Raw genomic sequence first — 23203 nt, forward strand, 5'->3', positions numbered from 1 at the left:
TTTACCAAGTCTTAAAAGAAATTGCTTAATTGCAATGACGTATCAATCAGAGTCACAAAAAAATTGCCGACTAAAAAGCCAAGTCCAATTGCCGTAAAAATCAGCAATAATTGTGCCTCAAAAGTTTTGCCCTTGCGGATAATCCTTTCAATGCGGACACTTTTCATGATTTGAAAGGATAAACCAATGGTAATCAAATAGATTACAATGCTGATTAAAGCATGAACTCCAAGTTGAAACATTCTACTTCTCGCTTTTCTTTATTAACAAAAAACGGATACACTCTCGTGCATCCGTTTTAAAACTCATATTACTAATTATCAGAATTGTAAACACTAATCCGGTTTACAGCTCGTTTTAACGCAACCTGAGCTCTCTGTAATGAACGTTGATCATGCTGCTTCTTTGCTTCTTCCATGCGCTTTTGTGCTCGATCACGAGCAGCTTGTGCCCGTGAAACATCAATGTTTTTGGCACGTTCAGCACTATCAGCAATAATTGTAGCAACGTTATCTGAAAATTCAAAATAACCGCCACTTACAGCAATATGATTAACGGCCTCGTTCATTTCTTGACTACGCTTAACCTTAACTTCACCAATTGCTAGTGGAGTTAGAATCGGCAAGTGATTGTACATGATTGAACGTTGACCATCAATCGCCCGCATTTCCACAATACTGGAATGATGCGAATAGATCACGCCATCAGGAGTGACAACATTTACCAAAAAAAGTTTCTCTGGATCTGCCATTTGACATCACCCTACTTTTCTAATAATGCTTTTGCAGCTGGGTCGCTAGCTGTAACACCCATCTCTTGTGCCTTTTTAAGGACATCCTCGATTGGACCAACACTACGGAAAGCATCTTCAGGTAAGTCATCAAGGTGACCATCTAAAATCATCTTAAAGCCCTTGATTGTATCCTTAATTGGTACATAAGAACCGGGAACACCTGTAAATTGTTCGGCAACAAAGAAGTTTTGTGACAAGAAGAATTGAATCTTCCGTGCCCGACTAACGATTACTTTTTCTTCATCGGATAATTCGTCCATTCCCAAAACGGAAATAATATCTTGCAATTCATGGTAACGTTGCAAAATATGCTGTACACCAGTAGCAACTTCATAGTGTTCCTTACCAACAATTTCTGGATCCAAAGCACTAGAAGTTGATTCAAGTGGGTCAACAGCTGGATAAATACCTTGCTCAACTAAGCTACGTTCCAAGTTGGTCGTAGCATCCAAGTGAGCAAAAGTTGTAGCTGGAGCCGGGTCAGTATAGTCATCGGCTGGCACATAAACGGCTTGAATTGAAGTAATTGAACCCTTCGTTGTTGAAGTAATTCTTTCCTGCAATTGACCCATTTCAGTTGCCAAAGTTGGCTGATAACCAACGGCACTAGGCATCCGACCAAGCAAAGCGGAAACTTCTGAACCAGCCTGAGTAAACCGGAAAATGTTATCGATAAAGAGCAAAACATCTTGTCCTTCAACATCTCTGAAGTACTCAGCTAAAGTCAAACCAGTCAAAGCAACCCGCATTCTGGCACCAGGCGGCTCATTCATCTGACCAAAGACCATGGCAGTTTTACTTAAAACGCCAGAAGCCTTCATTTCAAAGTAAAGGTCGTTACCTTCACGAGTTCTTTCACCAACACCAGTAAACACAGAAATACCACCGTGCTCTTGTGCAATATTGTGAATTAACTCCTGAATAATGGTGGTTTTACCAACACCGGCACCACCAAATAGACCAACTTTACCTCCTCGAACGTAAGGTTCGAGCAGGTCAATAACTTTAATTCCTGTTTCAAGAATTTCCTGACTAGTTGTCAGTTCAGCATACTTAGGAGCTTCCCTGTGGATGCTGTTGCGCGGATGATCCTTACTAAATTCAGGACCATTATCAATCGGATTGCCCAAAACGTTGAACACACGACCCAAAGTATCATTACCGACTGGTACTGATATTGGACCACCAGTGTCTTCAACCTTCATCCCGCGTCTGAGACCATTAGTAGATTCCATGGCAATTGTTCTTAAGACACCATCACCAAGCTCAAGTGTAACTTCAAGGACAACAGAAGTATCTTCTGATACGACTACGCGCAAAGCGTTGTTAATATCAGGTAGGTTTTTATCAAGTGGAAATTTAACATCGACTACTGGGCCGATTACTTGAACAACTTCACCTTCGCTCAAAACATCTACCTCCTTTTCTCTATTTATTTCAAAGCTTCCGCACCACTGACAATTTCAGTAATTTCAGTAGTGATTTCAGCTTGTCTTGCACGGTTTAATTTAGTAGTTAAATTAGATACCAAGTCATTAACATTGTCTGTCGCACTCTGCATTGCAGTCATTGAACTAGCATGTTCAGCAGTCTTAGCATCCAAAATGGCACCATAAATTGTTGAACGTGCATATTGCGGCACTAGAGTTGTCAAGACAGTATTAATATCTGGCTTAATATCATATTCTAAATCTTTATGTACTTCAGCTTCCTCAACGCCGATATCAATATCAACGATTGGCAGCATTTTTTCAATCCGAAATGCAGATGACAAAGAGTTAATATGATGCGTGTAACAAACATACAATTCATCATAAACTCCATTTAAGTACATCTTGATTGCGGTTGAAACAATCGGTAAAACCTCATCAAAAGTCGGCACATCAGAGATTGCATCATTTTCATAAACAACGTTAAGATTGTTTTTCTTGAAAAAGTCAGCACCAACTGACCCAACAGCTAAGATTTTAATATCTTTGTTTTCGGCTTTGGAATCTTCGACTAAGCCCATCATATTTTTAATGACAGCACTGTTGTACGAGCCAACAAGTCCGCGGTCACCAGTTATTACCAAATAACCAGTTGACTTGATTTTCTTGCGCTCTTGCACCATATCGGAAACAATTCCAAGACCAAAAACATTTTCATAGTCAACCTTGCTGATAGTATCCTCGTCAGCATTTGCCATTTCTTTGTGCAAATGATTAACAACTTGAGTACTCATCAACCGCGACAAAGTCTGCCGCACGTGATCGTTATAAATAGTATAACCTTGATCACGTTTTTCAGTTTGATTTAACTTTGATGCGGAAACCATTCTCATGGCTTCCGTGATTTTACCAGTTTGCTTAACTGAAGCAATTTTTTTCTTCAACTCAAGTAAAGATGCAGGCATAAGCTACCTCCTATTTATTACTTGGTGAAAAACTATCAGCGAATTTGCTAATTGCAGCTTGTAATTCTTTTTCATCTGGTAATTCACCAGTTTCACGAATTTGTTTTAACAGATCAGCATGAGAACTATCAAAGTTATCGTACATTTCCTTTTCAAATCGTGCAATATCTTCAACTGGAACTGAATCCAAATAACCATGCGTTAAGGCATAAAGAATTAAGACTTGCTTTTCAACTGGAATCGGATCATGCAAAGGTTGTTTCAAAACTTCAACAACCCGGCGACCACGATTTAATTTAGCTTGGGTCGCTTGATCCAAGTCACTACCAAATTGAGCAAAACTTTCCAATTCATGGAAGGCAGCTAAGTCAGTACGCAAAGTACCAGCTACCTTCTTCATTGCTTTAATCTGCGCACTACCACCAACACGAGAAACAGAGTTTCCGGCATCAATCGCTGGCCTGGTTCCGGCAAAGAACAAATCACTTTGCAAGAAAATCTGACCATCAGTAATTGAAATTACGTTAGTTGGGATATATGCAGAAATATCGCCGGCTTCAGTTTGGATAAATGGTAAAGCAGTCATTGAACCGCCGCCTAATTTATCACTTAACTTCGCACTACGCTCTAGTAAACGTGAGTGCAAGTAGAAAACATCACCAGGATAAGCTTCACGACCAGGCGGACGACGGAGAAGCAAGGAGAGTTCACGGTAAGCAACGGCTTGTTTGGATAGGTCGTCAAAGACAATCAAAACATCCTTACCGTTGTACATAAATTCCTCACCCATCGCAGTACCAGCATAAGGTGCAATATACAGCATCGGTGCTGGTTCACTAGGTCCAGCTTCAACAACAATAGTATAATCCATTGCGCCGAAGCGTTTTAAAGTTTCTACTTCAGTTCTAACGGTTGACTCTTTTTGACCAATGAAGACATAAATACAAATAACATCTTGCCCTTTTTGGTTCAAAATAGTATCAATTGCCAAACTAGTTTTACCAGTCTTACGGTCACCAATGATTAACTCACGCTGACCACGACCAATTGGTACCAATGCATCAATCGCCTTAATACCAGTTTGTAATGGTTGATTAACTGACTGACGCTCCATAACACCTGGAGCATTCGATTCGATTGGGCGTGTTTTATCCGTCTTAATGTCGCCTAAACCATCAACAGGTTGACCCAATGGGTTAACAACCCGACCGATTAATGCGTCACCAACTGGAACACGCATGATTTGACCAGTTCTTTTAACCTGATCGCCTTCACGAATATCATCAAAATTACCCAAAATGATAATACCAACATCGTTGGCTTCAAGGTTTTGTGCAATTCCGTAAGAACCATTGTCAAATTCCAACAGCTCATTAGCCAAAACATTGTTTAGTCCGTGAGCCCGGGCGATACCATCACCTATGTAAGTTACAACCCCGACTTCGTCAATATCGAGCTTGTCATCATAGTGTTCAAGTTGCTGCTTGATTAAAGAGCTAATTTCTTCTGCTTTAATGCTCAATGGTTTCACCTCTTTTAATCTTTATTTATTAACTGAACGCGAATTTTTTTCAGCTTGTTTTTAATGGAACCGTCAATTAAACGGTCACCAATGCGTAAGATTACACCGCCCAAGATACTTTCGTCTACTTCATTTTTAAGACGAACATCTTTTAAGCCGTATTTTTGCGCATAACTATTACTCAAAGCAGCTAGTTGCGTATCATCAAGCTTAACTGCAGTAATTGCAGTTCCCGATGTAATCTTTTTTGCCCGATCATATAAATCGTTAAACTCATCAATAATATCAAGTAAATCCGCAAAACGATCATATTCTAATAGAAAGTTCAAAAAGTTTTGCACTTCAGCATTCAAACCTTGTTCAATAACCGAAAGTGAAGCCTTTTTTTCATCACTATTAAAAATTGGATCACTAAAAACACTCAAGATCTGCGGATTAACAGAAACAGCTTGTGCTAACTCCTGTAAATCTGCATGAACAGCATCCAAAGAATTCATATCCTGCGCGTAGCCGAACAGTGCTGTTCCATAACGTGCAGCTATTTCTTCTCTACTTAAGGCCATTATTCATTCAGCCCCTTAATGAATTGATCGACTAAATCTTTTTGATCAGCAGCAGATAAGTTTTTAGAAATCACCTTTTCAGCAATTGCTACCGAAATATCTGCAACTTGACCACGCGCTTCATTCAAAGCATCGGCTTTTGCTTGAGCAGCATCAGCTTTTGCTTTATCGTGAATTGAAGCAGCATCAGTATTGGCATCAGCCACAATCTTGCTGCTTGTCTTTTGCGCGTTAGCCTTGGCATCAGAGAGAATCTGAGTTGCCTCTTGTCTTGAATTCTTCAAGGCAGCTTCACGCTCATTAGCTAAAACTTCAGCTTTTTTACGATCGCTTGCAGCCGAATCCAAATCATTAATTACCTTTTGGCGCCGTTTTTCCATCATGTCGGAAACTGGTCCCCAAGCATAATGCTTAACTAGCACTAACAAAATTGCAAAAACAATTAAATACCAAAGGGTATTGCCAAGATAAATATGACCTGAGGCTGCAAATAAAGTTTGAAATGTCATTTACTGCCCTTCTCTCTTTTTCAACCTAAATCTTTTAGTAAAAATTAAAGGAAGAGAATCAGGAATGCAACAACGACTGCCAAGATAGGAACGGCTTCAATCAAACCAACACCGATAAACATGGTTGATCTCAAGTTGCCGGCACTTTCTGGTTGGCGAGCCATGCTTTCAATAGTCTTTGAAATAACTTTTCCGTTACCCCAAGAAGCAGCTAAAGCAGCGATTCCGGCTGCAATTGCTGCAGCAATATATTTAAAACCTTGTGACATATTTTAACCTCCAAAAAATTATTCCTTTGTAACCTTTTTTCCAATGTAAACCATCGACAAAGTTACGAAAACATATGCTTGGATAGAGCCAATGAAGACAGAGAAACCTTGCCAAATCATTGCAAGCGGCGCTGCTAAAACTAACGTAGAAATACCAAAGCTTGGAGCTAAACTATTTCCAATTAACGTTAACAGAACTTCACCAGCATAGATATTCCCGTATAAACGCAAAGACAACGTTAAAAAGTTAGTAATTTCCTCAATCATATTAATTGGGAACAAAAAACCAACTGGTGCAGCGTAATTGCGCCAAAATCCACCAACGCCGAACTTTTGTATTCCAAACGTGAATGATAGAAGCAAGGTCATCATTGCAAACGACATTGTCGTCACTGGGTCAGCTGTTGGCGACTTGACAAACATATAGTCGCCAGCTTTGACTTCCAAGAACAGACCAAGCATGTTCATAAACCAAATAAAGAGAAATAAAACGAAAGCATAAAGCGATAAATGCTTCTGCGCATCTTCATCTTCAACATTGTCTTTAACAATATTATTCGTGAAATCGAGTAGATACTCTAGCGCATTTTGCTTTTTGTTTGGTTTCATTTCAACTTTACGTGAAAGCCAAATACAGACAAATAAAATCACGGCTGCCATTAAAGTTGAGCCAATAATCCCACTAAGATCAAAGTTTAAGCCCAAAAATTTAAAAACAAATGATTTCTCCATTACTTCGCGGACCTCCCTTCCTGTGCTCAATTATCGAACACTCATACAATATTAACACCAAACAATAATTTTGTGAAAAATTGTAAGCGAATTCTATAATTAATTTATCAAATGTAGATTATTTGGTCCCAAACAGCCGATCACCAGCATCACCAAGACCTGGGAAGATGTAGCCATTTGACAATAATTCTTCATCTTCAGCTGCAGCATAAATATCAACATCTGGATTTTCTTCTTGAATTGCCTTAACACCTTCTGGTGCAGCAACCAAAACGGCTAATCTAATATCCTTAACGCCGCGCTTCTTCAAGGCACCAATCGCCATGTTAGCTGAACCACCGGTTGCAAGCATTGGATCAACAATTAAGCATTCACGTTCTGCAATATCCTTTGGCATCTTGCAGAAATATTCATGTGGCTTCAAAGTTTCTTCATCGCGGTACATCCCAATAACACCGACTTTAGCTGAAGGAATCATTTCCATTACACCATTCAACATCCCCATACCAGCACGTAAGATTGGTACAATGGTCAACTTTTTACCGGCAATTTCCTTTTGGGTAGTTTTACCAATTGGCGTCTCAATTTCTACATCCTTTAATGGCAAATCTCTGGTGATTTCATAAGTCATAAGACCACCAATTTCACCAACAATGCGCCGAAATTCATTAGAACTCGTTTCCTTACGTCTGATAATGGTTAATTTGTGTTGAATCAATGGGTGATCCAAAACTGTAAATTTGCCCATAGTTTCCTCCTAAAAATATAAATTATCCTTAACAAGTATTTTAATCAAAAAAGTAAAGGGTTTAAAGTCATTTGCAGGTAAATTTTTATTTTGCCTGATAATGGTGACCCGCAGCCGCCTTATTTAACCGGTTCATATAAGCCAAAGTTGCTTCACTGCCACTAAAACCTTGAACAAAAATCTGCTTAATATTCTTTTTATCGTCAAAATAGCGCAACCCGCCAAATAATTGGTGGTCAGCATCTACTAAATTCTGTCCCAAACTAAATTTGTTTTCTTTTGGTGCCGCAATTTTAGCTAATTCAGAATCAAGCGCCATGACACCTGTTGTCTCATCAAAATTAATCTGCGCAAAGTCCTTAGCATCATCAACAACCATTACAGCAGCTGCTGGTGCATAATGACGATATTTCATTCCTGGGGCTTTTGGTACAGCCTGATCGCTTACCTTGCCAGTGTTAATTAATACTTCTTCGCCTAAAACTGCACTTAATTCTTCTGGAGTAATTTCACCTGGACGCAAAACAACTGGGTTTGCAACCGATAAGTCAATAATTGTTGATTCTAGACCTACTCTTGCCTCACCACCATCAATAATACCGGCAATCTTGCCCTTAAGATCATGATACACATGTTGTGCTGTTGTCGGACTAGGTTTAGTCGAGGTATTAGCTGATGGCCCCACAATTGGAGAACCCAACTTGGCAATTAAATCATGCGTCAATGGATCATCTGGGCAGCGAAAGGCAACTGTATCAAGTCCACCAGTAACCGCGCTAGGTAAACTCCCCGGCTTAACAAACAGCAAAATAGTTAATGGACCCGGCCAGAAGTGCTTAATTAACTTTTGGGCACGTTCTGGAACTTCCTTAGCATACTTTGCCATCATTTCAGCATCTGAAACTGTCACGATTAGTGGATTATCACTCGGCCTGCCTTTGGCTGCATAAACACCCTTGACCGACTTTTCGTTAGTGGCAATTGCCCCAAGACCATAAACCGTTTCTGTTGGAAAAGCGACTAATTCACCCGCAGCCAGTAATTTGACGGCATCATCAATTTGTCCTTCTGAAAAAATTTTCGTTTCCATTTACTTATTCCACTTTCCGTAAACCATGCGTGGCTTACCTGCCATGTCATTTTTAAATTCGACCGTAAAGTCTGGCAGTTCTTTGGCAAATAAGTCGCTTAACTGCTCTTGTTCACTAAAGCCATACTCCAAAAAGAACTCGCCATGACTATTTAAATGCTCACGGACTTGTTTGGCAAATTTTTGGTAAAAATCTAAGCCATTTTTGCCGCCAAATAAAGCTTCTTTGGGCTCATTTTGCAAGACATTTTGGTCCATGACATTTTTTTCTGTTTCCTTAATATAAGGCGGATTAGAAATAATCTTGTCAAATTTTTCTAAGCCAATTAACACGTTAGCCTTTCGAACTGTCACATCAAGGTCGTAGTTTACAAAATTCTCCTCACTTGTCCGTAATGCTGCATCAGTAACGTCTGAAGCATATAAATCTAGATCAGTAATTCCCTGTTTAGCTGCTTCTTTTGCCAAGGCAACCGTAATGCAGCCGGAACCTGTACCCAAATCCAAAACCTTGTCACCTGATTTTAAATGAGCTAATGCCCAATTAACTAACTCTTCAGTTTCAAAACGGGGAATTAAAACACCACGTTGAACCATGATTTTATAGCCATAAAACCAGGCATAGCCCAAAATATATTGCGGTGATACTCCCTTAGCTAATTTATTAATATCCTTTTGCGCCTGTTTCAATTGCGCTGGGGTTAATTCTAAGTCCTGCTTTAGCGCAAACTCACTGGGCGTTAAGTCTAATCGTTCGGCCAATAGGTATTCAACATCTTCAGGGCGCGCCGCTGGTGCAGTTTCCGTCGCCCAAATTTGTAAATCTTTTAGTGTTGTTAATTTAGGCATTTTGATCGGCTAACTCCTCTAACTGCTTAGTTTGGTTATACAAAATTAACGCATCGATAATTTCATCCATTTCACCGTTCATTACCCGGTCAAGCTTGTTTAACGTAAAGCCAATTCGGTGGTCAGTTACCCGATTCTGCGGATAATTATAAGTCCGAATCCGTTCTGAACGGTCACCAGTACCAACGGCGCTCTTTCTTTTAGCATCATATTGGTCGCGGTTTTGACTTTCATAGTAGTCGTAAACCCGTGACTTCAAAATTTGCATTGCTTTTTCCCGGTTCTGTTGCTGACTACGTTGATCCTGCATGGCCACCACAATTCCAGTTGGCAAGTGCGTCATCCGCACGGCACTGGAAGTCTTGTTAATATGCTGACCACCAGCACCACTTGAACGGTAAACATCAACCCTAATGTCTTTAGGATCAAGATCTAAATCGACCTGTTCATATTCAGGCATAACGGCAACAGTTGCAGTTGACGTATGTACCCGACCTTGTGATTCAGTTACTGGTACCCGTTGTACTCGATGGGCACCATTTTCGTACTTGAGCTTAGAATAAACCTTATCACCAGTAATCATAATGGCAATTCGCTTATAACCACCAACTTCTGTTGGTTCACTATCAACTACTGATACCTGCCAATTTTGTCGTTCAGCGTATTTTTCATACATTCTGAGCAAATCACCAGCAAACAAGGAAGCTTCATCCCCACCAGCAGCACCACGGATTTCCATGATAATATCCTTATCATCATTAGGATCCTTTGGCAGCATTAAGATTTTAATTTGGTCTTCCAATTCACTGATTTCTTGTTCAAGCTCGTGGTTTTCTTCCTTAGCCATTTCAACTAAGTCGCTATCACTTTCGCTTGAAATAATTTCCTTGTTATCGGCAATTTCTTGCTTATCCGCCTTATATTTTTGATACTTTTCTACTACATCGCGCAAATCTGCTTCTTCTTTTGAGATTTCCATGTAGCGCTTAGTATCATTGATGACTTCTGGATCAGCCATCATTTCTTGAAGCTCTTCATAATGGGCTACTAACCCCTCGAGCTGTGCCATAACTTTATCCATACTTATCTATTCCTCTCTTGTTCTTAATTTCCCCGGGTGAAAATAATGAAAACGGCAAACAGGATAATAACTTTCATCGCCGCCAATTTGAACCTGTTCACCTTCATAAACAGGTTGACCATCGTGAATCCGCAAGTTCATTGTAGCCTTACGTCCACAATAGTGGCAAATTGTTTTGATTTCTTTAATTTTATCCGCAAAAATCAGAAGGTTCTTACTACCTTCGAATAATTTGTTTTGAAAATCGTTTTTAAGACCAAATGTCATTACTGGTATCTTAAGTTCATCAACTATTCTGGCACATTCTAAGACATGATGCCGCTCCAAAAATTGTGCCTCATCAATGAAGACACAGGCAATTGAACCATCACCGCGTTTTTCATCTTCAGCGTTTAATTTTTGGATATAATCAAAAATATTTGTCTGCGACTCAATCGGAACTGCATCCCGGTGCAATCCGATTCTTGAAGCAACCGTGCCAACACCACTACGATTATCAATACCGCTAGTCATGAGTGCAATCTTGCGACCTTGGGCTTCATAATTATGCGTATCCTTAAGAATTTCAATCGTTTTACCACTACTCATAGCACCATAGTGAAAAAATAATTGTGCCATTTTTTGCTCCTTTGTTTAAATTAAATTCACCTAACTTAACTAGTATAGATGAAAATCAAATTATGTGCAGTTAAATCGTCGTGAAAACTCGTTTTCAACTCGGCGCTATGCTATAGTTATAATGATTTTAAAGTGAGGGATAGTGAGGGATATAGATGAATCTAAAATCAGGAATTGCCAAGGCTGCTGGTAAATCAAGCTACTGGTTTCTTCATAATGTATTAAAAGGCGGTACCAGTTTTCCCGGTAAATTAGCAATGAAAATTGACCCGCAGGTTTTAAACGCACTGGCACATGATTATGAAACTGTCATTGTAACTGGAACCAATGGTAAGACGATGACGACATCATTAATTGTGGCCGCGTTAAAGCAAAAGTATGGCGACATTCTAACTAATCCGTCAGGTTCTAACATGCAACAAGGCATCGTTACTGCCTTCTTAGCTCATAAGCAAAAGAAGGTTAAGCGTAAAATTGCGGTCTTAGAGGTTGATGAAGCCAATGTTAAGATGGTTACTGAATTAATTCACCCAAGTTACTACGTGTTGACCAATATTTTTCGCGACCAAATGGATAGATATGGTGAAATTTACACTACTTACGCCAAAATTGTAGCTGGCATTAAGCTGGCTCCTGAAGCAACAATTATTGCCAATGGTGATGCCAGTATTTTTTCATCAGTTGATTTGCCTAACAAAAAAGTATTCTACGGGTTTAACTTAGATTCCGCGCAAAAAGATAACGATACTAAGGCTCCTGTTAATACTGACGGCGTCTTGTGTCCGCAGTGTGACCACGTTATTCACTTTCATGACCGGATTTATGCTAATTTGGGTGACTTTTTCTGTCCTCATTGCGGCTACAAACGACCAGAATTGAAATACAGTATCAATAAGATTATCAAGCAAACACCTAATCAATTGGCATTTCAAATGGGTGCCAAGGAATATTCAATTAATATTGGCGGTACCTACAACATTTATAATGCCCTAGCTGCTTATTCTGTTGCCCGTGAGTTCGGTTTGAATGATGATGAAATTGCACGATCATTTGCTAATAATAAGCGGGTCTTTGGTCGTCAAGAATTAATTAATTATGCTGGTAAAGACATTGACCTGATTTTAGTTAAAAATCCGGTGGGGCTTGACGAAGTCTTGCATATGTTAAATACCGAACCAGACGACTACTCGCTGGTTGCATTGCTTAACGCCAACCACGCAGACGGAATTGATACGTCGTGGATTTGGGACGGTCAGTTTGAAGACCTAAACCGTGAGCAGATTAAGCATGTTATTGTTGGTGGCTTGCGTCGTAAAGACATGAACTTTAGGTTAGAAGTTGCAGGCTTTAATCCTGATAACATGACGATAGCTAACGATAACGACGACTTAATTGCGCAAATCGCTAAACTGCCAACTAAAAAAGTTTACATTTTATCAACTTATACTGCCCTTCTCGCCTTGCGTAAAACAATGGCTGAAAAGAAAATTATTAAGGCTGGTATGTAACAATCAAAAAAGACAGTTCTCAATTATGAGAATTGTCTTTTTATTTATAGCAAATTTACTTGCGGCTAAAAACTGGAAACTTAACCAGCTTCTTTCAATTACTTTATGGCAACTTGTTATATTCACCATTAATAACCGGCTCTAGCCACTGCGTTGAACCAGTCGTAATCGCTAAATGGCTAAACCATGAATCTTTAGCAGCCCCGTGCCAGTGCTTAACCCCATCATGAACAACTACCACATCACCTGGATTTAATTCTTGCGGCTGCTTGCCCCATTCTTGACACCAACCACGACCACCAACTGCGAGCAAAATCTGACTGCCGTCATGGTGAATATGCCAATTATTATGGCACCCTGGCTCAAAGGTAACATTGCTAACTGGTACAGTTACATCCTTACCATTCGGTGAAACCAAAGCCTTATTATAGCTTTTGCCTACAAAATACTGCGCATATCGATCATTACTAGGTCCTGTTTCAAATACTCCCGGCTGTTTAACTTCAGTTGTATCAACATCATCTGACCAAATTTTCTTAGCACGATTAAAGGTTGACCAGGCTTTAGGCCAGCCAACATAAAATGCAAGCTGTGTAATTTCGGCGACAATCTCTTCTTTAGTGATGCCATGTTGCTTACCAATTTTCAAATGAGTGGTAATTTGTTCTGTGTTGCCCATTGCTATCAGTGCCGCAATTGTTACTAGAGAACGATCATGGGCTGACAGTTCATTTTCTTTAGACCAAACCTGTCCAAATAAAACATCATCGTTTAGAGCCGCAAATTGCGGTGCAAACTTACCCCAATTTTCCCGACCTGCTGTTTGTTTTTTAGCCATTTTAAAAGCCTCCTTAAATTAATTGCCACCAGTATAGAACTTAAAGTTAACTTTAAGTCAAGGCGATGTTAGAATTACTTTATTAAATAAAGAGGAAAAATAATGACAGAGACTATGGAACACAAATATAGTATTGCGGAATTTAGTGCACTGTTTGACCTAAAACCGTCAACGTTGCGCTTTTACGAAAAAGAAGAATTGATTAGACCGCAACGTTCAGCCAATGGCCACCGCTTTTATGTCGACGCTGACGTGCAATGGATGAAATTCTTGGAGCACCTTAAAGGTACAGGAATGAGTATTACTGATTTAAAAAAATACGTTGCTTGGCGCAATCAAGGCGATCAAACAATTCCCGAACGGCTCGAATTACTTCGTACGACTAAACAGAATTTTTTGAAACAGTTGGACGAGGTCCAGCATCACCTGCAAATTTTAAACGATAAGATTAACTGGTATGAGGGAAAACAAGCTGGTGTAATTACTGAAGATGAAAGTTTTGCGGCATATTTAGCTAAAATGGGACACCATGAGTAATTTCATCAGATTGTTTTAAAAAAGCTCCCGCCATTTTGGCGGAAGCCTTATAAATCAGGATAACTCAAAAATATTTCTGACAATTACTATAGTTTTTAATTCTGTCCTTCAAATACTACTTCAGTATCTCAGCTAATTAAACCTGCTATAATAAAAAGGAGCAGCAGGTTTACCTGCTTACCCCCCTTTAAATCTTGGGCTATTTCTTAAAATGGTCATATAACCATGAAGAAATTAAGTTAGCTAGTATACCTGATACTAGACCCAAAAGAAATGTTTCCATTTGAGGTTTACACCTCCTAGAATTACCATAATTAAGATTGGTTAAGTCTTAGATAATTCCATTTGTCATTTTACCAGAATTTTATACATTGACAATGACCTAAAATATTGTAGAATGATATTGAAATGATTTTCATTTGAGGTTAGCCTCAAAAAGTCCTAAAGTTGGTTACTTTAGGCAGTCATTAAAATGATCCTCTGCTAATGCAGAGGATTTTTTGATATCATCAAAAAAACACGACTGAATAACTCAATAACGTTTCGTTATCCAGCAAGGTTTATGGCGATTTAACTTAAACAAATAGGCTGTAAACAATTTAACACCCTAAAGGAATACACCGAATGTTGTAACCAAATTGCCTGTTTTCGACAAAAAAAGAAGCCTTTTTAGGCTCCTCGAGGTATCTAAACTAATAGATAATTAAATTGCTGAACACCTGATATTATAGCATTTCTAGCGCTCAACTAGACCAATTTTAGAATATTTTGATTAATCTACCTTTGCAAAAATGTTGTAACCGAATGTTGTAACCTAAGTACGTAATTTGGTGTAATTTCAAAAAATCGTAGAAAATAAAAATGCCTTAGTATCAACGTTTTAAGCTAGTTGAAACTAAGACAAATCATGAATATTGGGATATCCGGGCTCGAACCGAAACATGCAGGAACCAGAAACCTGTGCCTTACCATTTGGCTATATCCCATTGATAAAATCACCCGTACGAGAATTGAACTCGTAACTCCACCTTGAGAGGGTGGCGTCTTAACCATTTGACCAACGGGCAAAATCAACAGTAATTATTATGCTTGTAAAAGTTGTTCTTGTCAAGAGATTTTTAGTTATAATAATTAATAAGATAAATTTTTACAAAGGATAGAGATACATGATTGATTACTCAACCACCCAAAACCTTATTGAATCAATGGTTTCTGAACGGATAGTGCCAGGCGTTAATTACGCCTTTATTAAAAATAAACAAACTTTTACTTCAACAGTTGGCTTTGCCACGATCTATCCTCAAGTCAGCCAGCTCAGTCCGTTCGCGCAGTATGACCTAGCCAGTTTAACCAAAGTCCTCGCTACCGAAAATATTTTTCTAAAATTATACGGCAAGGGCAAACTTAACTTCTCTGAGCCCCTGCATGACTTCATTCCCGAATTTACCGACCGCCGCGTGCGCTTATTTCACCTTCTCACTCACACTAGTGGTATCCGTGGCTGGATCAATCATCGCGACGAATTAAATCATGACGACTTAATTAATGCAATCATTCACTTACCAGTAACTGACGAGTTTGAACATAAAATGCGTTATGCTGATACCAATTTCATTTTGTTAGGCTTGGTAATTAAACAAATTTATGGTAGACCCGTTCAAGAAGTCGCGGCTACCGAAATTTTTGCGCCCGCTGGACTAAGTGAAACTACCTTTAAGCCTGAAATTACCAATTGCGTGCCAACTGCCTTACTTAATGGGCAAGTCCTTCAGGGCGTTCCTCACGACCCTAAGGCGCGGCAATTAGGCAGTGACTGTGGCTCTGCTGGCCTATTTTCTTCAATGGAAGATTTAATCAAAATTAGCAAGGGCTACTTAGGGCTTAATCCTAACATTTTACCTTTCGACCAAGATGTTGTTAGCCAACTTTTTGAAAACAAAAATCCAGCAGGCGTAAAACCGCGCTCTTGGGGCTGGGATATACGTTTTGATCCTGAGAGCCACTATCCCCTAATTCTTCATACTGGATATACCGGCACCTTGATTTTGCTTGATCGCGTTAAGAAATCCGGATTGATTTTACTAACCAATCGCGTGCATCCAACAGGTAATAACCAGATTTTCTTAACAATGCGCGAAAAAATCATCCGCAGCTTTTTAATTGAAAATGACAAATAACCATTATAAAACCCCTGAAATTAGTCATCCTAATTCAGGGGTTTATTACTATAGATTATTTTGTGCAATCTTTTTTATTAGGAATAAAATGCCAAATTAAATCGACTATGGCATCAAATAGCATACCACCTGCCATCCAATACATTGCCACCATCATTCCGTTTGCACTAGCAGCAAAGGTATAATACGCCGTAATTCCAAACACAATCACATTAATAATTTTGATAATTAAGTTATCACACATCATGTTAAAAAACTCCTTTTGCTTAAACAACTAGTTAAATTATACCTATTTTCAGCACAATTGAAAGCGATTTTTACGTTTTTTAATTATGATTCAATAATAATATTTAATTTAGCACTTATAATCATTATCGTTATCAAATGTTTACAGCCGTAAGCATAAGTAAAATTATTTTTTATTGCATATATTATAATTAAGTAAATCAATCATTTTTATGAAAGCGTTATTTAATTACTATTTTGGTGTTCAAGTTTAAACATTTTAAGATAGCTAAATAGAATAATAGCACTTGCTACAATTAACACAATAAATGCAATTTGACTACCCTTAGCAGTCATTGCCGCATAATTCCCAGGTTTCTTTTGCCAAGCCGAAATAATTGCCGCCATAACTGTCGTGCCAAGAGAACCAGCGTACTGCTGTCCCGTCTGAAAGACTGCTGTTGCATCAGTATGTAGTTCTTCTGGCTGCAATTTAGAGGCTTCTGCCATCGTATTATTAAAGGCTAATTGTCGCCCGATAATCATAATGCCATAAAAAATAACAATCATTAATGTGGAAATCTTTAAGCTAAAAATTGCAAATAAGATACAAGCAATCATACAAAAGATTGTTCCCGTCAAAAGTGGCAACTTGGCACCCTTCTGGTCATAAATATGACCAAACCACGGATTAAGCAAGCCGCTTAAAATACATCCTGGCAGTAAAATTAATCCACCAATGAGCGAACTTGAATGATTAACAATCTGAACATAATTTGGTAGTGCAAAGCTAGTACCAATATTAATAAATTGCAATAATAAATACGAAATAAGTGCGCAAATAAATGCCTTGTTTTTAAAAACTGCTAGATTGAGCAGCTGCTTGGCACTATTTTTGACTGACTTAATAAACAGCCAAACTAAAATCGCGACGACTATCATCCCTAACCAAAACCAAATATTAGCCAGACCTTGACCGATTTGATTGAAGGTTAAGCTAAAAATAATCATCGCCGCTGCAATAATAATATAACTGCGCCAATCAAATTGTGGATGCTTTTTTTCATGGTATTGTTCAACCATAAAAAGACCCAAAATAAGGATTATTAAACCAATTATTGCTGCAATGCCAAAAATTAGCGGCCAGCCATAAAAATAAACAATGGTACCGCCAAAAGTTGGACCTAAAGATGGTGCCAAAATAACTACGAGTCCAGTAAGCCCCATATAAAAGCCCCATTTGTCTTGTGGTATCAACTCAACCACCAAATTAAACATTAATGGGATTGACAAGCCGGCACCAAATGCCGAAATTAATCGACCAGTCAGAAGAACCCAAAAATTAGGTGCTGTTCCCGCAACAAATGACCCGACAATAAAGGTAATCGCTGCCGTTAAAAATAATTGTTTAGCCGAAAAGCGATCATTTAAATACGAGCTTGCAACCATAATTATGGCAATTGCCAGTAAATAACCGGTAGTAGTCCACTGCACCAATCCTAAGCCAATATGGAATTGCTTCATCATCGTTGGAAAAGTAACATTTAAACTCGTTTCGGTCAAAATTGAAACAAAAGCCATTAAGGCACAGCTAATAATTGCCCCAACGTGTTTTGGGGTTACTACTTTTTTCTCCATTAAAACATCTCCTTATCATAAAAAAAGGGTAAAAGCATAGAATGCTTTTACCCCTTCTTTATTTAACTAGTCTAACTAAAGCTGCCAGTATCTGAGCAGCACTTTTTGCAAAGCGGGCAGCAAGATTATGGCAACAATCGCACCGGCTATTCCTTGGATGGCATCGGTTAAAAGCCCTAAAACGCCAGCTTCCGTGGAATATAACAGCCAATTAGCCAAGTAATATCCCCCAACCATCACAATAATGCCAACAATCAGCGCAAAGATACAACGTAACCATTTACGGCTGTTTGGTGCTAGTCGTTTTACTAGCAAACCCACAAGTAGTCCTTCTAGCCCATGAATAACCAATGAAAAGAGCATGAATTGTGCGTATCCAGAAAGTAAATCAAGCAAAAATCCGGATAACCCACCAACTAATAGTCCAGCAGCTGGTCCTAACGTGATTGCCACTAAAAAGATTCCGGTATCACAAAAATTGATATTGCCATGAGTTGCTGGAATCGGAATAATTAATATCCGACTAAGTACAACGTTTAGCGCTGTCAGCAATGCTAAAAAGACTAATTGACCAAGTGTTAACTTGCTTTTACTATCATCTGCCATAATTAAATACTCCCAAATAATATAATTTAGTATTCAAATGATAAAATTATATTTTTAATATTTATTTAATTAAAAGCCAATTATAGTTAAAAGTAAAGTTCACTTAAGTTAATTATTTATTGAAACGTGCAGTTAAATCATCGTGCAAGTCTTCATAACCTGGCTTGTTAAGCAGACCAAACATATTACGCTTGTATGCCTCAACTCCTGGTTGGTTGAATGGATTAATTCCATTTAAATAACCAGAAACTGCAATTGCTAACTCAAAGAAGTAAATCAAATAGCCAAGAGTGTGTTCAGTTTGATCAGGAATGTTAACTGTCATTACAGGCACGCCGCCATCAGTATGGGCTAGTACAACACCTTGATAAGCACGTTCATTAACATAATTTAGGCTCTTACCAGCTAAGAAGTTAAGTTGGTCCAAGTTCCGGTCATCAGCAGGAATTTCTACATCGTTAGCCGGATTTTCAACGCGAATAACTGTTTCAAATAAGTTACGCAAACCTTCTTGAATGTATTGTCCCAGAGAGTGCAAATCAGTTGAGAAGTTAGCACTTGATGGCCAAATTCCCTTATTGTCCTTACCTTCCGATTCACCCATCAATTGCTTGCACCATTCACCAAACATTCTCAAAGTTGGTTCATAATTTTCAACAATTTCTGTTGTGTAGCCCTTCCGGTACAAAATATTCCGCAATGCAGCATACTGGTAAGGAGTAGCCTTAGTCAAATCAGTATCATCATAATCACTGCGGGCATCAGCTGCACCTTGCATCAATTGGTCAATATCAGCGCCAGACGCTGCAATTGGCAATAAGCCGACAGCTGATAGTACACTGTAACGACCGCCAATATCATCAGGAACAACAAATTCTTCATAACCTTCCGCATCCGCTTCGGTCTTCAGCGCACCCTTAGCACGGTCTGTTGTAGCATAAATCCGTTTTTGTGCTTCTTCTTTACCATATTTCTTAATTAATTTGTCTTTAAAAATTCTAAAGGCAACTGCAGCTTCAGTTGTTGTTCCTGATTTAGAAATAACATTGATACTAAAGTCCTTATCACCAAGCCAAGCCATTAAATCATGCAGATAAGATCCTGAAAGTGAATTACCACAGAAAACAATCGTTGGATACTTATCTTGACCCTTACCATAGAATGAGCTATTCAAAAACTCAATCGCAGCTTGAGCGCCAAGGTAAGAACCACCAATCCCGATACAAATCAAAACTTCTGAATCGCCTTGGATTTTCTTAGCGGCCTTTTTAATCCGGTTAAATTCATCCTTATCATAATCAACTGGCAAATCAACCCAGCCTAAGAAATCATTTCCCGCACCAGTGCCCTCTTTTAATTCTTGAGTGGCAGCATTAACTAATGCCTGCATCTCACTAAGTTCATTCTCATGAACAAATGGCGTCAATTTAGTACTGTCAAATTTAATCAAACTCATAAGTACGCTTCCTTAACTAAACAAAATATTTATTTCACAAGAATATTCTAACAATCTTATTTTGCAAATTCCAGTTATTTCTTTAATGTTTTGCAAACTTATTGCGCACATACTTAAACACCCAATAAAGTAAATATCCAATAGCTGCACCACAACTATTAAAAAAGACATCATCAATATCACTAACACCAGTTTCAAGCAAAAATTGCATCCCTTCAATAAAAATCGAAAAAATCATTCCTGCTAGTAATACTCTGACAAAAGTTTGTTTTTTTGAAAAAACAAATGGTGCCAAAAAGCCAAACGGTACAAAACACAATACATTGCCAAACGAATTATAGAAAAAGTCGAGTCGGCTTTGAGCATACACTAATTTCCATGTTTCTTTTAAAAATACCAAGTTAATTTCACTCAGCGACCGGCTAAAATAAAAAGTCAGTTGCCACGGAAAATATGTATTTCGAAAAGTCGTCAGCATTAGCACTAAAATAAGATAAAATGCAAAAAGCCACACACTGGCTTCGGACTTGATTGAGCGCCGGCGCCTAATTACCATTAACCAGAGTAAGCGTACGACGGCAAATAGTAAAAAATACAGAATAGTTTTGTCAATTGCCAGCATCAGCAGCTTAATCAACGCAAAGTGGTTGATTTTAGTAGCTAAGTTTTGCGCAATGATGTTATACAGTGGTCCTAAAAAAATCATGCTTAATCAATTCCTAAAAATAAACTTCAATTAAATTATACCCAATTTCACGTATACAAATCTTAAAAAATGACTAATAATCGCTAAAAGATTGTCTCACGCCTGTTAAACCTTTAAAATCATTATTAAAGGAGCGTCCGTTTTGAAAAAAAAGAATCTAGCAAACTTCATGCAAACCCGAACAGGCTTTTTTATCCTGCTCATCTTGCTATTTGTCCTAAAGTACATCTTTGCGGCATACCATGATTTCAATTTAGGCATTTCTGATCCTTATCAGCACATCATTATGTGGCTTAGTCCTCTAGGAACAGCGATTTTACTCTTGAGTATCGGCTTTTATTTTCCCAAGCCAATTGTTTCCTATTGGGTCATGCTATTGATGGACTTTGCCAATACCTGCCTATTATTTGCTAATATCCTCTATTATCGTGAATTTTCAGATTTTATTACAGTTAAGACAATTGCTAACGCGGGAAAAGTTGCCCCAGGCTTAGGCAAAAGCGCAGTTTCACTATTACAACCGTCAGATATTCTGCTCTGGCTGGATCTAATTTTGATCATTGCCCTATTAGTGACACATAAATTAAAAATCGATCAAAAGTCCTATGGACTCTTAACGCCGTTTACCATTACCTCATTCGGCTTTTTTGTTTTAGCATTAAATATTTTTCTAGCCGAATCTTCTAGACCACGGCTTTTAAGAAACACCTTTGACCGAGCTTATGTTGTTAAATACCTTGGTATTGATACATATACGGTTTACGACGGTATTAAAAATGAGCAAACCGAGCAAGTCAACCGCAATGCCAATGCTGCTGATTTGAATAAAATTCTGAACTTTACCACGAAAAACAAGATACCTGCTAATGCCAATTATTTTGGCAAAGAAAAAGGCAAAAACATCATTGTTATCCATCTTGAAAGTTTCCAGCAATTTTTAATCGGATTAAAGGTCAATGGTAAAGAAGTAACACCCTTTTTAAATTCAATCTATCATGACAAGCATACCATCAGCTTTGATAACTTTTACCACCAAGTTGGCATTGGTCGCACTAGTGATGCCGAAAACATGCTGGAAACTGGTACTTACGGCATTGCTGACGGGTCACTTTTTACCGCTCTTGGCGGCTCCAATACCTTCCAAGCTGCCCCACAAATTTTACATGAACATGGCAACTACACTTCTGCCGTGTTCCATGGTAATGTCGGTACTTTTTGGAATCGTGACGAAGTCTATAAGAATATGGGCTACAATTACTTCTTCGATCAAAATTATTTCAGTACTGATAAGGATGATAAAAAGGAATATGGTGTCAAAGATAAGCTGCTTTTTGCCGAAAGCATCAAGTATTTAGAACGTATGCAGCAGCCCTTCTACACCAAGTTCATTACGGTAACTAATCACACACCGTTCTCAATGGATGACCAGGATCTTGATCCCCATTTTCAAACCACTGATACCAGCGACAAAACCATCAATAATTATTTTGAAACTGCCCATTATCTAGATGAGTCTATCCGCGAATTCTTTGCTTACCTGAAAAAGTCCGGCTTGGCAAAGAATACAATGGTGATTATCTACGGGGACCACTACGGTTTAACAAATTCTGAAAACCAAACTTTGGCACCAATTGTCGGCGAAAGTTCTGACACCTGGAGCAGTTATAATGATACGCAAATGCAGCGGGTCCCCTTCATGATTCACGCACCTAATCTAAAAGGCAAAATCAACCACGAAGTCGCCGGTGAAATTGACGTTTTGCCGACTTTGATGCACCTGTTGGGCATTAGCAACAAGCATTACGTGCAATTCGGCAGTGACTTATTATCAAAGCAGTACCGCCCATGGATTGTCTTTCGTAACGGTACCATTGTCAGTCAAAAATACGTGATTATTGGTGCTAAAGGTAAAAAGGGTTTAGTTTATGACCGAAAAACTGGTAAGCAAATTATTAACTTTACCAAGCAGGAAAAAGAAGAAATAGCTAGTCTTGCCCAAAAGGCAAAGCAATCTTTAAAATATTCTGATTTACTCAATAACCATAATTTGTTGCGTTTTTACACGCCAAAAGGCTTTAAACCAGTCAATCCCAACCAGTTTGATTATCTAACTAATTTTCAACAAATGGAAAAAATTCAAAATAAATTGAAGAAAAAGTCAACGGCACTGATTAATGTCCATCATGGCTCAACGACAAAACTTTACAAAACCGATGCGCCAGAACTAAAAGGACGCGAGGAAGAAATTACCGAAATTCCAGAATCTGTCCGTGGTAACCATCTGACAGAAAAGAAAAATAAATCTAGTAAAAACAAGAAAAAGGCATATAATAAATAATTATT

Annotated in this window: 24 protein-coding genes and 2 tRNA genes; 4 read left to right on the forward strand and 22 right to left on the reverse strand. The window is 38.5% G+C overall.

Features of this window, described 5'->3' with window-relative positions:
• Positions 1-11: 11 nt before the first annotated feature.
• From PT281_RS02450 to PT281_RS02515, 14 genes are all read right to left on the reverse strand, one after another.
• On the reverse strand, positions 12-242 hold the full coding sequence (locus PT281_RS02450) for a DUF1146 family protein (protein WP_277151731.1): 231 nt from the start codon (positions 240-242) through the stop codon (positions 12-14).
• A gap of 71 nt (positions 243-313) precedes the next feature.
• A complete protein-coding gene (locus tag PT281_RS02455) occupies positions 314-751 on the reverse strand; it encodes a F0F1 ATP synthase subunit epsilon (protein ID WP_277151733.1) in 438 nt (145 codons plus the stop codon).
• An 11-nt stretch (positions 752-762) separates the two neighbouring features.
• Positions 763-2202 carry a F0F1 ATP synthase subunit beta gene (gene atpD / locus PT281_RS02460; RefSeq protein ID WP_277151735.1) on the reverse strand — a complete coding sequence of 480 codons (1440 nt, stop codon included), beginning with the start codon at positions 2200-2202 and terminating at the stop codon, positions 763-765.
• A 23-nt stretch (positions 2203-2225) separates the two neighbouring features.
• Positions 2226-3188 (reverse strand): F0F1 ATP synthase subunit gamma, encoded by a 963-nt coding sequence (locus PT281_RS02465; protein WP_277151737.1) that lies wholly within the window; start codon positions 3186-3188, stop codon positions 2226-2228.
• Positions 3189-3198: 10 nt separating this feature from the next.
• Positions 3199-4710, reverse strand: a complete 1512-nt coding sequence (gene atpA / locus PT281_RS02470; RefSeq protein ID WP_277151739.1) for a F0F1 ATP synthase subunit alpha — start codon at positions 4708-4710, stop codon at positions 3199-3201.
• 14 nt (positions 4711-4724) lie between these two features.
• Positions 4725-5273 carry an ATP synthase F1 subunit delta gene (atpH, locus tag PT281_RS02475; protein WP_277151741.1) on the reverse strand — a complete coding sequence of 183 codons (549 nt, stop codon included), beginning with the start codon at positions 5271-5273 and terminating at the stop codon, positions 4725-4727.
• Positions 5273-5782: a F0F1 ATP synthase subunit B gene (atpF, locus tag PT281_RS02480; protein ID WP_277151743.1), complete on the reverse strand. Its 510-nt coding sequence runs from the start codon at positions 5780-5782 to the stop codon at positions 5273-5275. Before atpF ends, atpH begins: the two co-directional genes overlap by 1 nt.
• A gap of 44 nt (positions 5783-5826) precedes the next feature.
• Positions 5827-6051, reverse strand: coding sequence for a F0F1 ATP synthase subunit C (gene atpE / locus PT281_RS02485; RefSeq protein WP_277129782.1), 225 nt, complete (start codon positions 6049-6051; stop codon positions 5827-5829).
• An 18-nt stretch (positions 6052-6069) separates the two neighbouring features.
• Positions 6070-6783 carry a F0F1 ATP synthase subunit A gene (gene atpB, locus PT281_RS02490; protein WP_277151745.1) on the reverse strand — a complete coding sequence of 238 codons (714 nt, stop codon included), beginning with the start codon at positions 6781-6783 and terminating at the stop codon, positions 6070-6072.
• A 118-nt stretch (positions 6784-6901) separates the two neighbouring features.
• A complete protein-coding gene (gene upp, locus PT281_RS02495) occupies positions 6902-7531 on the reverse strand; it encodes a uracil phosphoribosyltransferase (protein ID WP_277129785.1) in 630 nt (209 codons plus the stop codon).
• 85 nt (positions 7532-7616) lie between these two features.
• Positions 7617-8621 (reverse strand): L-threonylcarbamoyladenylate synthase, encoded by a 1005-nt coding sequence (locus PT281_RS02500; RefSeq protein WP_277151747.1) that lies wholly within the window; start codon positions 8619-8621, stop codon positions 7617-7619.
• Positions 8622-9470 (reverse strand): peptide chain release factor N(5)-glutamine methyltransferase, encoded by an 849-nt coding sequence (prmC, locus tag PT281_RS02505; RefSeq protein ID WP_277151749.1) that lies wholly within the window; start codon positions 9468-9470, stop codon positions 8622-8624. It lies immediately after the preceding gene.
• Positions 9463-10551, reverse strand: coding sequence for a peptide chain release factor 1 (gene prfA / locus PT281_RS02510; protein WP_277151751.1), 1089 nt, complete (start codon positions 10549-10551; stop codon positions 9463-9465). The genes prmC and prfA overlap by 8 nt, the downstream gene beginning before the upstream one ends.
• A gap of 6 nt (positions 10552-10557) precedes the next feature.
• Positions 10558-11169, reverse strand: a complete 612-nt coding sequence (locus PT281_RS02515; RefSeq protein ID WP_277151753.1) for a thymidine kinase — start codon at positions 11167-11169, stop codon at positions 10558-10560.
• 155 nt (positions 11170-11324) lie between these two features.
• Here PT281_RS02515 and PT281_RS02520 point away from each other — a divergent pair, with 155 nt between their 5' ends.
• Positions 11325-12677, forward strand: coding sequence for a Mur ligase family protein (locus PT281_RS02520; protein ID WP_277151755.1), 1353 nt, complete (start codon positions 11325-11327; stop codon positions 12675-12677).
• A gap of 103 nt (positions 12678-12780) precedes the next feature.
• Here the strand turns inward: PT281_RS02520 and PT281_RS02525 are convergent, their stop codons facing one another.
• Positions 12781-13515, reverse strand: a complete 735-nt coding sequence (locus PT281_RS02525) for a carboxymuconolactone decarboxylase family protein (protein WP_277151756.1) — start codon at positions 13513-13515, stop codon at positions 12781-12783.
• Positions 13516-13617: 102 nt separating this feature from the next.
• On the opposite strand from PT281_RS02525, the gene PT281_RS02530 reads away from it, so the two are divergent.
• The gene (locus tag PT281_RS02530) at positions 13618-14052 is read left to right on the forward strand and encodes a MerR family transcriptional regulator (protein ID WP_277151758.1); all 435 of its coding nucleotides are present in this window, start codon (positions 13618-13620) and stop codon (positions 14050-14052) included.
• A gap of 914 nt (positions 14053-14966) precedes the next feature.
• Here the strand turns inward: PT281_RS02530 and PT281_RS02535 are convergent.
• Positions 14967-15038: transfer RNA gene (locus tag PT281_RS02535), tRNA-Gln, on the reverse strand.
• A 9-nt stretch (positions 15039-15047) separates the two neighbouring features.
• A tRNA-Glu gene (locus PT281_RS02540) sits at positions 15048-15119 on the reverse strand.
• Positions 15120-15218: 99 nt separating this feature from the next.
• Between PT281_RS02540 and PT281_RS02545 the strand changes: the two genes are divergently transcribed.
• The gene (locus PT281_RS02545; RefSeq protein ID WP_277151760.1) at positions 15219-16229 is read left to right on the forward strand and encodes a serine hydrolase domain-containing protein; all 1011 of its coding nucleotides are present in this window, start codon (positions 15219-15221) and stop codon (positions 16227-16229) included.
• Between the two features lie 55 nt (positions 16230-16284).
• Here PT281_RS02545 and PT281_RS02550 read toward each other — a convergent pair whose 3' ends face one another.
• The 5 genes from PT281_RS02550 to PT281_RS02570 form a co-directional block, all read right to left on the reverse strand.
• Positions 16285-16476 carry a hypothetical protein gene (locus PT281_RS02550; protein WP_277151762.1) on the reverse strand — a complete coding sequence of 64 codons (192 nt, stop codon included), beginning with the start codon at positions 16474-16476 and terminating at the stop codon, positions 16285-16287.
• A 224-nt stretch (positions 16477-16700) separates the two neighbouring features.
• Positions 16701-18092 carry an MFS transporter gene (locus PT281_RS02555; protein WP_277151764.1) on the reverse strand — a complete coding sequence of 464 codons (1392 nt, stop codon included), beginning with the start codon at positions 18090-18092 and terminating at the stop codon, positions 16701-16703.
• Between the two features lie 75 nt (positions 18093-18167).
• Complete coding sequence (locus tag PT281_RS02560; protein WP_277151766.1) at positions 18168-18698, reverse strand: ECF transporter S component; 531 nt, start codon at positions 18696-18698, stop codon at positions 18168-18170.
• A 112-nt stretch (positions 18699-18810) separates the two neighbouring features.
• Entirely contained in the window at positions 18811-20154 is a 1344-nt protein-coding gene (locus tag PT281_RS02565; protein WP_277151768.1) for a glucose-6-phosphate isomerase, read from the reverse strand.
• An 82-nt stretch (positions 20155-20236) separates the two neighbouring features.
• Positions 20237-20860, reverse strand: coding sequence for a VanZ family protein (locus PT281_RS02570; RefSeq protein WP_277151770.1), 624 nt, complete (start codon positions 20858-20860; stop codon positions 20237-20239).
• Between the two features lie 142 nt (positions 20861-21002).
• On the opposite strand from PT281_RS02570, the gene PT281_RS02575 reads away from it, so the two are divergent.
• Positions 21003-23198, forward strand: coding sequence for an LTA synthase family protein (locus PT281_RS02575; RefSeq protein WP_277151772.1), 2196 nt, complete (start codon positions 21003-21005; stop codon positions 23196-23198).
• Positions 23199-23203 lie beyond the last annotated feature (5 nt).

It is taken from the genome of Lactobacillus sp. ESL0701, from assembly GCF_029433445.1.
GTDB lineage: Bacteria > Bacillota > Bacilli > Lactobacillales > Lactobacillaceae > Lactobacillus.

Excerpts from the sequence above, each read along its gene's own strand:
- PT281_RS02450 (WP_277151731.1), bottom strand. The coding sequence starts at position 242 with ATGTTTCAACTTGGAGTTCATGCTTTAATCAGCATTGTAATCTATTTG.
- PT281_RS02455 (WP_277151733.1), bottom strand. The coding sequence starts at position 751 with ATGGCAGATCCAGAGAAACTTTTTTTGGTAAATGTTGTCACTCCTGAT.
- PT281_RS02465 (WP_277151737.1), bottom strand. The coding sequence starts at position 3,188 with ATGCCTGCATCTTTACTTGAGTTGAAGAAAAAAATTGCTTCAGTTAAG.
- atpH (WP_277151741.1), bottom strand. The coding sequence starts at position 5,273 with ATGGCCTTAAGTAGAGAAGAAATAGCTGCACGTTATGGAACAGCACTG.
- atpF (WP_277151743.1), bottom strand. The coding sequence starts at position 5,782 with ATGACATTTCAAACTTTATTTGCAGCCTCAGGTCATATTTATCTTGGC.
- atpE (WP_277129782.1), bottom strand. The coding sequence starts at position 6,051 with ATGTCACAAGGTTTTAAATATATTGCTGCAGCAATTGCAGCCGGAATC.
- atpB (WP_277151745.1), bottom strand. The coding sequence starts at position 6,783 with ATGGAGAAATCATTTGTTTTTAAATTTTTGGGCTTAAACTTTGATCTT.
- upp (WP_277129785.1), bottom strand. The coding sequence starts at position 7,531 with ATGGGCAAATTTACAGTTTTGGATCACCCATTGATTCAACACAAATTA.
- PT281_RS02500 (WP_277151747.1), bottom strand. The coding sequence starts at position 8,621 with ATGGAAACGAAAATTTTTTCAGAAGGACAAATTGATGATGCCGTCAAA.
- prmC (WP_277151749.1), bottom strand. The coding sequence starts at position 9,470 with ATGCCTAAATTAACAACACTAAAAGATTTACAAATTTGGGCGACGGAA.
- prfA (WP_277151751.1), bottom strand. The coding sequence starts at position 10,551 with ATGGATAAAGTTATGGCACAGCTCGAGGGGTTAGTAGCCCATTATGAA.
- PT281_RS02515 (WP_277151753.1), bottom strand. The coding sequence starts at position 11,169 with ATGGCACAATTATTTTTTCACTATGGTGCTATGAGTAGTGGTAAAACG.
- PT281_RS02520 (WP_277151755.1), top strand. The coding sequence starts at position 11,325 with ATGAATCTAAAATCAGGAATTGCCAAGGCTGCTGGTAAATCAAGCTAC.
- PT281_RS02525 (WP_277151756.1), bottom strand. The coding sequence starts at position 13,515 with ATGGCTAAAAAACAAACAGCAGGTCGGGAAAATTGGGGTAAGTTTGCA.
- PT281_RS02530 (WP_277151758.1), top strand. The coding sequence starts at position 13,618 with ATGACAGAGACTATGGAACACAAATATAGTATTGCGGAATTTAGTGCA.
- PT281_RS02545 (WP_277151760.1), top strand. The coding sequence starts at position 15,219 with ATGATTGATTACTCAACCACCCAAAACCTTATTGAATCAATGGTTTCT.
- PT281_RS02550 (WP_277151762.1), bottom strand. The coding sequence starts at position 16,476 with ATGATGTGTGATAACTTAATTATCAAAATTATTAATGTGATTGTGTTT.
- PT281_RS02555 (WP_277151764.1), bottom strand. The coding sequence starts at position 18,092 with ATGGAGAAAAAAGTAGTAACCCCAAAACACGTTGGGGCAATTATTAGC.
- PT281_RS02560 (WP_277151766.1), bottom strand. The coding sequence starts at position 18,698 with ATGGCAGATGATAGTAAAAGCAAGTTAACACTTGGTCAATTAGTCTTT.
- PT281_RS02565 (WP_277151768.1), bottom strand. The coding sequence starts at position 20,154 with ATGAGTTTGATTAAATTTGACAGTACTAAATTGACGCCATTTGTTCAT.
- PT281_RS02570 (WP_277151770.1), bottom strand. The coding sequence starts at position 20,860 with ATGATTTTTTTAGGACCACTGTATAACATCATTGCGCAAAACTTAGCT.